The sequence below is a fragment of the Vibrio sp. R15-SG3-ISO1B genome, from assembly GCF_059833835.1.
Window position 1 is genome coordinate 168,847 of sequence record NZ_JCBDGG010000047.1, and the last position, 15,513, is coordinate 184,359.

6 protein-coding genes are annotated in these 15,513 nt (G+C 50.5%); all 6 read right to left on the bottom strand.

Features of this window, described 5'->3' with window-relative positions; translation table 11 throughout:
- Positions 1-30 precede the first annotated feature (30 nt).
- The 6 genes from AC6R0S_RS15060 to AC6R0S_RS15085 are packed head-to-tail and all read right to left on the bottom strand — an operon-like array spanning position 31 to position 15,496.
- Complete coding sequence (locus AC6R0S_RS15060) at positions 31-957, bottom strand: PstS family phosphate ABC transporter substrate-binding protein (protein WP_500638253.1); 927 nt, start codon at positions 955-957, stop codon at positions 31-33.
- Positions 947-1,561 (bottom strand): OmpA family protein, encoded by a 615-nt coding sequence (locus AC6R0S_RS15065; RefSeq protein ID WP_500631153.1) that lies wholly within the window; start codon positions 1,559-1,561, stop codon positions 947-949. Before AC6R0S_RS15065 ends, AC6R0S_RS15060 begins: the two co-directional genes overlap by 11 nt.
- Entirely contained in the window at positions 1,558-2,868 is a 1,311-nt protein-coding gene (locus tag AC6R0S_RS15070; protein WP_500631154.1) for a TolC family outer membrane protein, read from the bottom strand. The genes AC6R0S_RS15065 and AC6R0S_RS15070 overlap by 4 nt, the downstream gene beginning before the upstream one ends.
- A gap of 18 nt (positions 2,869-2,886) precedes the next feature.
- Entirely contained in the window at positions 2,887-4,206 is a 1,320-nt protein-coding gene (locus tag AC6R0S_RS15075; protein ID WP_500638254.1) for an HlyD family type I secretion periplasmic adaptor subunit, read from the bottom strand.
- A complete protein-coding gene (locus tag AC6R0S_RS15080; RefSeq protein WP_500638255.1) occupies positions 4,199-6,343 on the bottom strand; it encodes a type I secretion system permease/ATPase in 2,145 nt (714 codons plus the stop codon). The genes AC6R0S_RS15075 and AC6R0S_RS15080 overlap by 8 nt, the downstream gene beginning before the upstream one ends.
- Before the next feature lie 18 nt (positions 6,344-6,361).
- Complete coding sequence (locus AC6R0S_RS15085) at positions 6,362-15,496, bottom strand: T1SS-143 repeat domain-containing protein (RefSeq protein WP_500638256.1); 9,135 nt, start codon at positions 15,494-15,496, stop codon at positions 6,362-6,364.
- Positions 15,497-15,513: the final 17 nt, after the last annotated feature.

Below are 15,513 nucleotides of genomic sequence, written 5' to 3' on the forward strand. Positions count from 1 at the left end.
AGATCGAATGAGTTAGTGTCAGTGAAATGGTTACTTATAACCACCCTCAACGATAGGTGGCTCTAAGCCTAGCTTGACATAATTTCGCCAAATCGCCTGTTCAGGTAAACTGATAAAACCATAGCGATTGAGCACCGATTGATGCTCTTGGCTCAGTGCCAACTCGATAAACTGCTTTTCTGACGGTGAAAAGTAATTTCGATGCGGTGGCAAATCGAGATACAAGTAATAAACACTCGACAGCGGATAACGGCCCGACAAGATGGTTTCTTTATTCACATCGTAACGATCACCTCGGTCATCGACGACCGACAAGATATTCGCCTCTTGCCAACGTTTGGAATAGGTCACATACGCTAGCGCTTGCTCGTTATCATCCAGCGCCTCTTCCAGCCCCTCTTCGTCCGCGACAAACTGCGTCGCCGCATAGGTGCCTTCCTTGCACGTGACCCACTCGTGGAAGGTATGATGGAGTTTTAAACCTTCATCCACCGCAAAAGGCAGCATCAGCGGCGTTTCTGCTTCTTTGCCCCACGTTGACCAGCGCGTAGGCAGGACATCGTCGTTACAACCAAAAACGTCACGGAGCTGTTGCAATGTCACCTCTTGGTTTGGGTTCTCTTCGTTGGCTAATACGGCCACCACATCAGCGGTAAAGTAAAGCTCGGTCGGACGATACCCGGTGAGCTTTTCAAATTTGGCCACTTCTAAGTCCGTCCAACGACGAGCGCTCACACCGACCCTAACTTCTCGGCTAAGCATAGCGGCAGGAATATTTTCTCGGCTAAGAATGTCCAACTGCTCAAACTTGCCATCCGTTAATGCACCGATGAGAGAGACCATATGACTGTCCACCGCCACTGCGGTGATCGAGTCTTGCGCCGATGCGTTAGAGACCATACTCCAAGGCATAATAAACAACGCAGTCGACATCAGTGGCAAAAGTTTACTGTTCATTTTTAACCTCTGCATTGCTTTTGGGTGTTAATTGTTGCTCGGAGCTGAAAATCGTCCACGTTGGCTTTACGCTCATGACGTCGGTCATGACGACGGCAATGGCACGACGTTTACGCGCATGCAGATACTGAGTCAATGCCGTCACTTGGGTGAACTCCTGCTCTGAAATACGGTTGGGGTCGATGCCTTGTCGCTCAAGCATCAAACGTATGGTGTAGGTGCGACGCTTAGCCAGAGCCTGGTTGTACGCCAAGCTCGCTTCAGGACTGGTATCACCGAGCAATATTACCGACGCGTCGGGGTGCGCATCGAGCAGTTGCGTAAGCTGCTCAAGGGGCGCCTGATGTTCTGGCGTTTCTTGGTCCTTGTCCATGTCGAAGAAGAAACTGATCACGTTGGCTTTTTCTTCAATTTGCCACTGCGTACAACCTTGTCTGTCGACAGCCACATTTTCCGGCGTCGATGCACACAAGTCACGCTGGTTGATCACGCCGTCGCGATCGTCATCGGTCAGATCATCAATTTGGTGACGCGTCGTTTCAATATTTGGCTCTTGCGCACAAGCGGTCAGCAGCACAAGCGAAAGGGGTAACCACTTCATCATTGTTTCTCCTCCCCTTGCCACTCTTCCGGATGTTCGACCCGAAGCGCATAAGTAAGAATACCCATCGCATTAAACAGTCGGTATGCGGCTAAGGTATGATCGTATTTGGCTGAGACATAATTTTTTCTCGCTAAGAACACTTCCACTTTGGCATCCAGCACATCCAACAAACTGCGGCGACCCACGTTAAACTGCTGGATATAACCAAGCTCTGCGATTTTCACTGCATCCACGTTTTGTTGCAGTAACATCATCTGTTTCTCTAACATGTCGTAGGCGTTCCAAGCCAGTTGCGTGCCCTCTTCGACTTCACGTTCAGTGCGCAAGCGGATAGCGCGAGCCTCTTCTACGCGCCAAGCGGAAGACTCAACACTCGCATCGGTGGCAAAGCCATTGAAAATATCGTAATCCATCGTCAGCATGATGCGCGCATCTTCATCTGGCCCTTCAGCGTTGCTGACGTTGTCATTCTTGTTGGCATGTAACTCAAGCTTGATCTCTGGGTAATAACCGCCTTTTTCTCGGCGGACCTCTTTACGAGCGGCATCCAAATCCAATACCGCCGCCTTAATTTCGGGGTGATTGTCGATGGCCTGCGTTTTCGCCACCTCCGCACTGCTCGGCAGCAGCGCGTCATCAAACACAGGATCGACCAAGTCCGTAGGCATTTTGCCCACTAGGCGCAAATACTGAGTCTGAAGATCGACGAGATTGTTCTGCGAAGCGATAAGAGAGGATTGAGACGTGGCGACACGCGCTGAAATCTGAGCTAAATCGGAATTGCTGCTCAACCCTTTTTGCGTTTTGTCCAATACATTTTGGTAGATCTCTTGGTGCTCTCGGACATTGCGCTCTGCAAGCTCAAGTAGGGTTTGCGCTTTCAGCAGTTCCAAGTAAATACGGACAATGTCGAGTGACACGTTTTCTGCCCTTGAGATTAACGTTAGGCGCTCTGCTTCTGCCTCATACCCCAAACGAGCCACATTTGAACTGGTGCTAAAACCATCAAACAGCAACTGAGAGATTTTTAGGCCAATTTCGGTGCGCGTTAAGCCTCTATCATCTGGGTCAATGTATGATCCACTGTTGTAGCGCGTCTCCTCATAACCGGCCGCAGCATAAAGGTTGGCCTGTGGAAGCTGAAATCCACTTGCGGCATCACCATCACGCACTACAGACTGATAGCGGGAATACTGAGCCAACAACTCTGGGCTGTAATCGATGGCAAACGCCACCGACTCTTCCAGAGAAATGGCGTGCGCTGAACTCGACAGCAACACGCCTAACAGTAACGATTTGGAACGCATTATCTATCCTTATGTTTATTATCGTTCTCGAAGAGCATTCTCTTTTGCTCTCAAAATAGGTTTTAGCCAATAACTCAGGACGGTTTTTTCCCCCGTCAAGATATCCACGGCCACCTGCATGCCGGGAATAATGGTAAATTGCGACACCTTTTCGTTGTCATCCAACGTGATGTGAGCACGGTAGTAGGCATTGCCCTCTTCCGTTTGCAGGGCGTCAGCACTGACATAGGTGACTTTGCCTGCTAATCCACCATAAATGACAAAATCGTAGGCACTGAATTTCACGGTCGCAGCAAGGCCGCTGCGCACAAAAGCAATGTCTTGCGGCGAGATCCTCGCTTCAACTATCAAGGTGCTGTTTTCAGGTATCAACTCCATGATCGGCTCGCCGGGTCTCACCACACCACCAATAGTGCGAACAAAGACTTCTTTGACTCGTCCATCAACTGGCGAGACAAGCTGCGTGCGATTAAGTTGATCCGCTATCGCCTGTTGACTCTCTTGCAGTTGAGCCAGTTTAGTGGCGACTTCATTCAGTTGTCCTTGCGCTTTAGCGCGAAAATCGAGCGCCGTGCTTCGCCTATCGGCAATCGCTTCGGCGTAAGCGGCTTTTTGCTTTTGCGCCATCACTTGTGAGCTGGCGATGTCACCTTGTAACTTGACGTAATCGCGATTGAGCTTGAGCAGTTCGACTTCCGCAACCGCGCCACTGGCAACGACGTCACGTAACATGTCGCGCTCTTGAGTGACAATGGCCAGACTGCTTTGCAATGTTTTGATGGCATTCAAGGTATCGTTGTAGGCCTGCGCTTGCTGCTCTATGCGCAGCGTCGACTCTTCAAGCTCTGCATTGAGCTGGCCGATGCGTTCCAAGTAGTTCGCGCGCTCATTAAATAGTGCATTATGGCTGCCCTCTTCTAACACAAAGGGCGCGGTGACCACGTTGACCTGCTCACGCCAGTCAACTTGCGAGCTTTGTACTTGAACACTGATCAATTCGGCTTCCAGACGCTGCTTTTGTGCCAGCAAAGATTGCGCTTGTTGAGCCGACTCTTGAAAGCTCGCTTTAAAACGCGTGTCGTCTAAAATCGCTATGGGCTGACCAAGCTCAACGCGCTCACCTTGAGTGACGAGCACTTGTTTTACCAAGCCCCCTTCCAGGCTTTGTATCGTTTGGACAGAAAGGCTCGGTACCACTTTTCCTTCGCCCACCACCACCTCTTCCAGTTTGGCCCACGTTGCCCACACGATGATGGCAACAATGAGCGCACCACTTAACCAAATCAAGCGACGTGAGCGATAGGCTAGATGCGCGTTGTTCCACGCGGTGCTACTCATGCTTGCCTCCTTTGACCACTGAGACAGAGCGAACACGCTTTTTGTTGGTCTCTTTACGCGCATGCAAGATCTCTGCGGGTGAACCATCTGCAACGATCTGCCCCTGATGAACCACCAAAATACGGTCGCACAAGGAGAGGAAGGAGTGTTTGTGCGAGCTAATGAACATCGTTTTGTCACGCGGCAACGACTGCAAACTATGGAATAAACGCGCCTCTGCATCGCTATCTAAGGAAGCGGTCGGTTCATCTAGAATCAATAAACTTGAGTTGCGATAAAACGCACGCGCCAACGCCACCGCTTGACGTTGACCGCCGGATAAAAAACGTCCGCCTTCACCCACTTGGGTCTCCAACCCGTTACTCATACGATCGAGATAGGCACCCAGTCCCGAAAGCTGTATCGCCTGCGCTAACTTTTTCTGATCGACCTCGTTCGCGCCCAAGGTGATATTGTCTATCACTGTGCCATAGAGCAGTTGTGGGTTTTGTCCCACCCAGCCGGTGTGATGACGAATGGAGGCACTCGGCCAAAGTTGGCTATCAATCTCATCGTAAAAGACGCGTCCTTGGGTTGGATTGGCCTGCTTGGCGATAATGGCAAGTAACGTAGACTTTCCCGCGCCCGCAGCGCCAATAATCCCAACACGCTCACCGGCGGGAATAGCAATACTTACGCTCTCTAAACAAGGTGTGGGAGTTTGAGGGTATTGGTAACTCACCTTGTCTAAACGCACGCCACCTTGGAACTGGCCTTGGGACAATTTACTGCTTTCTTGATCTTCTTGAGGCAAATCGATGATAGCGTTAAGCCCTTCGATAGCGGTCTTAGTTTGCTGATAACGCAGCATGAGAAGAGAGAGTTGATTGATGCTGCCCGCCGCTCGGCCGCTGAGCATCACAATTGCAATCAACCCGCCCATACTGAGCAAGCCCTCAGAAATCTGATAGACACCAAACACGATAAGGCAAATGGTGACGATTTGCTGACTCGATTGAATTGAGTGCGCCACTAAGTTGGAATAATGACGAGAACGATTTTGCCAGTCGGACAAGGACGCGACCGTCTGCTCCCAGCGCTTTTGTATCGTCCCTTGTGCGTTATTCTGTTTGATTTCAGGCAACGAACTTAAGCAATCAAACAGTTGGGCTTGACGCTGGCTCGACAGCGCTGCCGTCTCCTGTTGGGTTTGTTCTATCTTGCCTTTCATCGCGACCGACAACCCGATCAGCACCAACATCACAGTGATAGGAATCAACATCATCGCCCCACCTAGCCAGCCGATAAGAAGCAAAAACAGCAGGGTAAAAGGCAGATCAATCAAGGTCACCAGAGAAATGGAGGTGAAGAAATCACGGACACTATCAAAATCTTGAAGTTGGCGAGAAAACGCCCCGATCGATTGCGGACGGTTTTCTAGCTTCATCCCCAATACTTTACCAAGCAAGATGGCAGACAGCTTGTTATCCAGATAACGCCCTGCTACATCCGTCACTGAGCTTCGCGCCTCGCGCAGCAACCAGTCGAAAACAATCACGACACAGACCCCAACCACCAGTACCCACAAGGTACTAAAGGCTTGATTGGGCACCACTCGATCATACACGTTCATCGTGAACAGCGGGACAACCAGGGCCAGCACGTTGATAAGTAAAGACGCCACAAGCAGATCTCGATACCAAGGCTTCACCTCTTTGACCACGTTCCATAGCCAATGCCCTTGGGAACGAGGCTGCGAGCTTTCGATTCTCTCGTCATAGTGTGCTTGAACGTCAATGCGCCACAGGTTGGGCTCTGAGCACCGCTTGATCTCTTCGGCGCTCATGGTCTTCTCGCCATCTTCCGACCACAGCTGATAGCCTTGCTCATCGTATTTGGTGACGATATGAGGTTGATTGCTGTGTTTATCCACCAGTAAGAGGGGTAAGGATTGTGGAGTGATCTCTGACAGTGGCAACGGCGTCGCGTATAGCTGTGCCCGTTCCAACGCACGGAAAAATAGCTGATGATCCAACCTACCGTGTTCAGACAACGGCAACCCCGTCAGCAACAAATCCTTGTGGCAACGTTTATCAAAGTGGTTTACCCACCACTCAAGGGCCGCATACCAAGGGTCTAACGCCCCGTTTTGTTCCATAGCCTTCTTTCCCATCTTTTACTGCACGATGAGGTTTTGATCATCAATCATTTTTTGCAGAATCTCGGCTTCCCCGCTCACACTCGGTGCGAAGTCGTTAAGACTCACACCCGCAATACGCACGGATTGCTGAACTGTGCTGCCATCTGGTGTCACCTCAATCAAGACATCCCCGCCGTCATCTCGAATATCGAGTTTTTGCGCCGCACTATCGCCGTCGGTCACGCCAGTTAAAATCGCACTTAAGTCGATGGCATCGCTATCGGCGCTGTATTCAAAATCCGTAATCGTATCGGTGCCGCTACTTTGACCAATCACAAATCGGTCATTAACGCCATCAGTACCCGTCAACGTGGTTGAGACAACGCTTGGGTCTTGCAAACTGATGTCAATAACTTGCGCGACACCGCTTGCTGAATCGGAACCTATACTGGCCACCGGCTCAATCGACAACTGAAAATCGCTGGCGCCATCGTAGCCGCCAACAATCGATAAATCAGCGATGTCCTCCATCGCAACGGTGTACTTACCGTTTTGACTAGTACCCGCGCTTAACACTAGGCCACTCGGTAAGCCAGAGATGATCACGCTGCCCGTTTCATTGTCGGCTGGATTGATAAGTTCAAGACTCAGCCCCAATGGTATGGTGCCATCGGCATCGGCGACAATGGTGTCATAATCCACAGTCAGAGTGGGCGCATCAGGCTCCGGCGTAATGGTTAATGTTAAACTCTCTTCGGTCGCCTCGCCCAGATCATCGGCAAGCTCACCCAACACGATCGCTTGATCATAGCTCGACACAGAAATCGTCACGTCGAACTCTCCAAAAGCATCACCCGGGAAGAAAGTGACGTTGTTAATTTCGCTCGCTTTAACCTGTACAGTCGCGATCGCTCGGCCATCGCCTGTCGACAAAAACACCGAGGTTTGCAATCCCACTTTTATCCGATCTAAGCCCGTAAACGCACTAGCGTCAGAAGTCGGTTCAACAATAAAACTGAGTAGTAGGTACTCGTCACTGTTGGTCTCAAAACTCGAGGCATTGAGTGTAATCTCTACACCGGTGTTTTCCTCACTCGTCAAGCTATCAGCAAGGTCGACCAACTCTACACGGTCACCTACCGGCAATACACCGACAATGAATTCAGAGCTGGTGAAATTGACATCACTGTTTTCAAGCTCTTGGGTTATCGCTTCCAAGGAGAGAGGCATATCACCACTGAAGTCACGTGGCGGAAGAATGTACACATCGCTCAAGCGAGCACTGTCTAACTGCCACTCATAGGTGTTGCTGCCGTTAAAAGTGCCGCCATCAGGACCATTGTTTGGTGCAAGCTCGTAACTGTCTCCCACTTTGTAAACTACAACCGCACCATCAGGGACACCTTTTAAACTCAAAGAGAGGCTTTCCGATCCGTCTTGATCGATCAGCGCCGCTCTCATGGAGCCGAGAGAAATATAGCTGTCTTCGTCACCAGTTACGTTCTCTGTCACAAGATTCGCTTCATCAGCGACAGCTTCAACATTGACGGTGACTGTGGTGGATTTATCTTGTGTGTCAGTTTCGGCGATGTCACTCGCTTCATCGGTGATATTGGCAGTGAAGGTCATCACGACGTCTCCACTGTAATGCGCTGGCGGCACCAACTCGACTTCATTTAATCGAGCAGGCTGCAAAATAGTCCACGTTCCATCGCCGTTGTCTTGCAACACATCCTCAGGGCCAGATAGCGTCGCACCGGCAGTCAAAGTCACGGTTAAGCTATTGACTGTCTCTTTACCCGTTGCTTCGGTGCCCTCGCCAGTGATCATCTGGCTGTCTTCAATGCTATCGCCAAGAATGAGCGATAGGTTGAGGTCACTGACCGCATCCTCTTGAATCGTGTAAGTATCAGCCGTGACCGCAATGTCATCGACCACGGGCGTAATCTTGATAGTAATGGTTTGGTCAGTGGTCACCGAGGTGCCATTACAGGCTGAGGTTTCTATGGTTTGAACGGTAAAAGTAAGGATGCCCGCATAGTCTTCATCGATACCAGTCAAGACCAAACTGTCCAGCGCCGAAGCAGTAATGGAATAGCCAATCACGTTCCCCAAACGATCATACTCGACAGTGACACCACTGCCCTGAATCTCAACGCCTTCGGGCAGTGAATCGGCCGGCACAAAGAACGAGATGACGTTGTCTGGATCGCTAGCAACATCACTATTGAGTAGCCCAGAGAGGTCGATGTTGTCGCCTTCCGGTTGCGTAATATCGCCTGACTGAATATCACCGGGCGTTCCGACTGGATCGCATGTTCCGCTGCCATCATGACCGGTGATCTGCAGTTCAAAACTGGTATCGATAAAGCGGTCATCGCTGCCGTCAAGCACGCGCGCGCGAACCACGATATCCAACACTGGGGTGTTTTGTGCGCTGGAGATAGTCGCACCATTTAGAATTTGTGTCACGCTCTCCTGGAAGCTGTCACTGGTCAAACCCGCTGCTGGAATCAGCCAATTACCATCACCGTCTTGGCTAGCACCATTAGGATGCGTCACAATCAAGGTGTACCCATCCGGAACGACGAGCAAAATGTAATCGAGGTATTCTGAGCCATCGAGATCTTCGTCAATGAAAATGACCGCATCCGATATATCCACCGCGGAGCCATCATCACTGCTGTACAATTTGCCGGAGCTTTCAAGACGCGTATCCAGCTCGACTTTTGCACTCACATTGACACTCAGCGAACCGTCAAGCCAGCGAACATCGGTCGCGCCTTCGCTAGAGGTATCTGTCACTTGGTATTGAATGCCCACACTGAACACGCCACTTAAGTCTTCGCTGGCCAGCACGCTCAAACGGCCACTGGCTAATAAACTGTCGAGGGTGGGCGTGTTGCTCAAATCGAGGCCGCTTCCAATCTCAATGGGCTTCCCATCAAAGTAGAGGGTAAGGTCGTTATCTAGTGACGTAATAACGTAACCGGTTAAGGTCTCACTGCCATCCTGATCGGCATTGATGGACGGCTGAAGCGATAGTGAAATCAATCGGTCTTCGACCCCTTGGGTCGAAATCACTTGGCCATCGGCTTGATCCACCTGAGGCAACACCTCAATCTCGACGGTCATTGGGAACTCGCCGGCATCACCGTCAGGCTCGGTCGACACCGCGATCACCGACAAGGTGAGCTGGCCACTGAAATCTTTAACTGGTTTGAGATAGAGCGACGCTAAGTCGTCATTACTGACCTGATATACAGGACCTGTGGTGTCATCGATATACGCGATGGTTAACGCAACAGGGTTTCCAGAAGCATCAACTAACTGGGTACCTTCTGGAATATCGGTGAGTAGAATATTGATCGCTTCTGAGACATCGTCGTCACTGGTTTGGACAACAAAATCGAGTGCGATTAGCGCATCTTCCAACATGTCCGCTTGATTGCTGATCACCTTGTTCTCAGCGTCATACTGCCAATGCCCTTGGCCGCCATCGATGACCGTCGGCTCATCCACCACGCCTTTGAGGTAAATTTGAATCGTTTCAGTGTTGCTTGACGCTTCAGAGTTCTCTGGAATCAAGCCATCTTGGGTAGATTCTGTCGCCACAGCGGTCACATTGATAAAGAGTGATTCCGTGTAGGAACTGATGTCTTCTTTAGGCACCAACGTCACTAAACCAGCCGCAAGATCCGCCGCAAACACCGTGTACTGGTTGTTACCGATATCGCTGCCGCCTTCAATAGTCCAGCCGTCTTGTACTTGAATGTTGATGCGCAAGCTTTCTGAGCCGTCGGTATCGGTGAGGTCAGCGAAGATGTAATCTTGAAGATTGATCCCCTCATCTTCCAGCCCTTTGATGTCTTTGACTTCAAGGGTCGGCGTGTCGGCATCCGGTCTCACGTTGACCACCACCTGTGAGGTGGTTTCAGCGGTTTTATCATCGCTGCTAGCAAAGCTATTCCCCGCTTCAATCGCAATCGCCTTGATATCGAACGTGAAACTCCCCGCGACATTCGGGTCCGCTTCGATTTTCATCTGATCGAGTTGAGGTTGAGTGTACTGTTTACCTTCACTGATGGGCGAGCCATTAAGGGTAACGGTGATCCCGTCGGGGATATTTGAGATCTCATATTTAAGCGATTCAGAGCCGTCAAGGTCGACAAGATTGGCCGTGATATCCAGTGACAGCGCCTCGTCGGCATCTTCAACGGTACTGTAAGTAAACTGGGACTGGCCCCATTCAGGGGTATCAGCAATCGGTAACACCGAGACCTCTAGCGTTTCCTTTAGATCTCGAGGACCCGTATCCGTGCTGATCACCGCAGAGACATCAAGAGAAATCGACTGTTTAGTATCTGACTGATTTTCCGGAGGAAGATCCGGCAACGTAGTATCTGACTGATTTTCCGCAGGAAGATACGTCAACGTACCATTGGGTACCACTAAACTTGGATTCGAGCTATCGAGTTGGCTGCCAGAGAGGGTAATCAATCCGTCAACGGCAACAAGCAGCTCACCATTGAGATAGAGTGAACCACCTTTAAGCGAACTTTCGCTGATGGCGATTTGCTTCACCTGCTCTTCTTGGTCGACATCCCCTGTTGAGACTTCAATCGCCAGCGTAGCGAGATTGTCTTCGGTCGTTTGCGTATCAGCAACACGAATAAAGCCTTCGTTGTCCCCCAGTACAAAGCTAATCTCACTGGTGGCTTCATCGCCATCAAAGTCCCGCACTACCATTTGCAGGAAGTCATTCAATGCAGGGTCTGCATCTACGCTATCGTTGGTCACCAAGGTGTAACTGCCGTCTCGATTGACCGTTAGCGTGCCGTAGCTGACTGATGGGGTGTTGTCGTTATAGAGATTGATGGTATATGACGGATTGGCATCACTAAAAACATACTGATCATAGCTACCATTGCCGTCGACATCATAACCGATGCTGACCAACTGACCACCATCGGCGCCAACACGACCAAATGCGGTGATCATGTTGCCTGATTGGCTGTCCCCTTCGACCAAATTGAGCGTCGAATCTACCGAGATCGGCACATCGTCTTTGACATTGACGGTGTAGTCTACGGCAGTTGAGATATCGCCATCCGCATCGGTCGCCGTCAAAGAAAAGTTGAGTTCGAGGTTGTTCTCACCTAACCCCGATTCGTGATCCAATGGGCGGTACAATTCAAATTCAACGCTGCCATCTAGGTTGAAACGGATACGAAACGCTTCGTCGCCATCAGCCATCGCATAGTACCAACCATTGATGTCGACCTCAGCCAATGTCAGTGCGACGCCGCCACTGGTATAACCTTGTGCATCAAAGGCGGTGCGATCTAAACTCAAGGAAACGATATCATCCGAACCTTCAATCAAGTTGATCGAAGGCGTCGACGTTTCAATACCGCTGTCTTGCTGACCTGAGGTCAACCCCTCTTCATCGACATCCATCGACCCAGTCACTTCAATTTGAGGATCCGCGCCATCAAAAATGGTGATGCTCGATTCAACGGTATTTTCCGTCCCATCTGAATCCACTGTGTAGACCGGTACGGGGATGGTTAAGCTTAAATCATTGCCTGCAAGGTTGTGATCAATTTGCTGATACAGCTCAAGACGGACATCAATCGTTGTTGTGTCGCCTGCCGCCAGTACAAAATCGCTAGGCAGAAAAACGCTTAAAACGGTTTGACCACTGGCGAGAATGGCATCGTAACTCCCATCGCCATTGTCTCGCCATGTGATCGCTTGACCGTTTTGGGTGATGGGATCGCCATTCGAGTCCAACACGGCATCACCCGTTGCAACGCCCAAGCCCAAATAAACCAACGGGTCAAACGCTGCACTTACATCAAACGAAACGTCGGCGGTCGCTTTCGCTGTCACGCCTGTTGCTCTTGGCGTTTCAGACAAATCGACGTTCCCAGAACCAATGCTCGGCACGCCACCATCGCTGACGGTAATATCCAAGGTCAATTTCGACTCATCGCCATCGTTATCTTTGGCGGTGACCACGATCGGCAACGTGCTATCACCATCCAGTTGGTCGAGTGCTTGATAGAGTGTGACGGTATAGGGAACGGTTGCATCCGCGTCATTGTCAGGCTGAGCAAAGGTGACGGTAAACACCAGTTCATCGGGCAACAGACGAGTGTGCAGATCTTCTGTATAGCCAGAAAGCGAGCCGTCGTCATTCAAAACAAAGACAATATCACGACCGCCACTGCTTAACGTTGGTTGGTCGGCCAAATCAAAAAACAGACTATCGAGGTAATCACTGCCGATCGTGAGAGAAAAACTACCATTTGCACTTAACGGTGCTGAGCCAAGATCGCTTTCATTGAGCGTTACGCTAGTGGCATTGGCCAACTCAGGATCCGCACCGTCGTGAATCACCCATTCAAATGCACCGGATGACAATGGCGTTCCATCCAAATCGCTACCGGCAATCAAAAGAGGAATAGTGACAGCATCACTTTTTAAGGTGTGACTGATGGGCTGCGACTGATTAAGGGTGACCGTTGCCGTCACATCATCGCCATTGGCGACTGCGCTCAGTGTTAAGGTAAAGATGGTTTCGCCAGCCGAACTGGCAGTAATGAGGGTACCATCGCCACTTAAGGTATAGGTGATATCGGCTAAATCTAAGGTTGACTGCAAACCCAAAGCGTCGAGCAAAGCGAGCGTGCCATTGGCAAACACAAGGGAGGACGGATCGGGATTATCCGAGCCAGCCAATACCTCAAACGTTGCGTTAAGAGAAGCAGAAACATCGCTTAGGTTGGATTCTGTGCTACTTGCCACACCGTTTAGAATATCACCCGCGCCACCATCGTTGATGGTGATCGTGGCGGTTGCGGTGCCAAAGTCATTGCTCTCATCCCCCGCCTTGTAGTTTATAGAAACCAAGTGCTCTGCGTTGTGATCTAAGTTTCGCGATGCGGTGAACGTCCAGTAACCATTGGCAAATACCGTTAATACGCCATCACTGGTGGTAAAACTGACTGGCTGATTGCCGGTGATGGCTTTAGTTTCAGCACCGACTTCTACTTCTCGGATCAGAAGTTGCGTATCCAAATCAATATCATTGTTGAGCAAGTTACCTGATGACGTTGTCCCTTCTGTCATGGTGTAGCTTTCGCCAAACACTAGCGGATCGGAGTCCTTGATCGTAATGGGTAAATGGGCAATCACGGTTTCGGTTGTCCCATCGGCGTCCGTTTGTATCCCTTCAAGCAACAGAGCCGTTTGCAGTGAATCTAACCCTTCGCCTTGATCTATCGCTTTGTAAAAGGTGACACGAACTTCATCGCCGACGATTTGTGCTCTGAACACCACTTCATCAGTGTTATTCAGCCCTTCAAGACTTTGCCCATCGCCAGCGACTGTCACCGTGATACTGCTGTTTTGAGAGGTGACACTATCGGTCAGAAAGCTTTGATCGGAATAAAAACGAAAATCGGCGAAATCAACATTAATACTGGCATCTTTTGCTTCGCTGCCAAATATGCCCACCACGGTTTCAGAAAATGAGAGCGAGTCAGGCAGCACGATCGTCGGCATATCGTCGACAGCTTGGTTGCCAATGGCGTTATAAACAGACGCATCAATGGTCCACGTTTGGCTGAGGTCAAGCGACGAGATATCGATATCTTCAACGCTCCATGTATCGCCCGTTACAGCGCCCTGAAAGGTTAACGTCTGCGTACCGTCTGAAACGGTAATGGTGACCAACAATCCATCGTCAACCCCCGTGGTTGTGCCTTGCATCGTAGTCAAATTGCCTTGGCGAAAATCTAAAATGCTAAAGCCCGACAGGGTGTCGATATCAATGGTAGGGACAGTGGTATCGACAATGGTACTCGTATCGGTCGTGGTTGCAGGGTTTCCTGCAATATCTTGCGTACTGGCCGTGACCTCTAAAGTGCCGTCGACAAAATCACCAATATCGACATCCTCGACCTGCCACTGACCGTTCACCACCACAGTGTCAAATTCAAGGGTTGTACTGCCATCGGTGATCACGACATGAACAGGCTGACCATTTTCGACATTGGCCACGGCGCCGGAGAACGTCACGCTCTCTTTTTCATTAATATTGATGACGTTGTCACCACCATCTTCGACATCCGCCGTAATTGACGCCAACGTATCTTTGGTGATGGTGTCTTGCGCGATTGCAGGGTTACCCGCCACATCGATGGTTTGTGCGATAACGGTTAAGGTGCCCTCGGCGAGTGCGCTGAGGTCGATGTTATCCATCGCCCAAGTTCCGCCGGAAACGACAGAGCTCAGTGTTAACGTTGTTCCCACACTGTCAATGATTCGCACTGTGATCGGCTGACCATCTTGGACGAACTCGACACGCCCGATTAAGGCGCCGTTACTCACTTCGAACTGGTTGTAGTATTCGTCACCCTCACCATCAAAGTCGACATCAATGGTGGCAAGGGTATCTTTGATGGTGTTGTCTTGGGCGCTGACGCTATTGCCAAAGTTGTCTGCGACCACGGCGTTAACCAACAGGGGTCCCTCGGCGAGAGAGGTCAAATCCACTCCGCTTACCGAGTAAATTTCATCATTCGTCACTGCAGTGGTTGATACACTCTTACCATTGATATCGGTAATGGTGATGTTGACGGTGCGACCGTCACGAATATTCGGCGCCGTTCCTTGGATCACCACACCTGGCGATTCAAATCGGTTTTCGTAGCCGTCTCCGCCATCGAGGATATCCACGCTCAGTTGGGCGTTTTGATTAAGGAGATCGAGCACTTCTGGCTCAGGCTGGGCATCATCGTTGGCGAAAGGGTCGTTAGGACGGGTGTCAAAGCCCGCTTTAGCGATGGTTTCTTGAAGGGTTGCTTGAACAAAGTTAATCAAAGAAGCGCTTTGACTCTCTTGTGAATTCGCGCCTGAGTACGCCTCTCCGCTTCGGTTGTTAAGCGTGTATTGAGTCAGCTCTTCTACCACTTGGTCTAGCTGCGCTTCAATGGCCTCTTCTTGCTCTGGCGTCAGGACAAGATTGTCACCCTCGACATCTTGAGTAATCACCAGCACATCTGGCTCTTTGCTGGTGTCGAAAGGGATTTGTTGCCAGCTACCATCTGGCATGATCTGCCAAAGGACGCCGCCAACTTCAATATACATAATAGGGCGCATCTGCTCTCCTAGCCTTT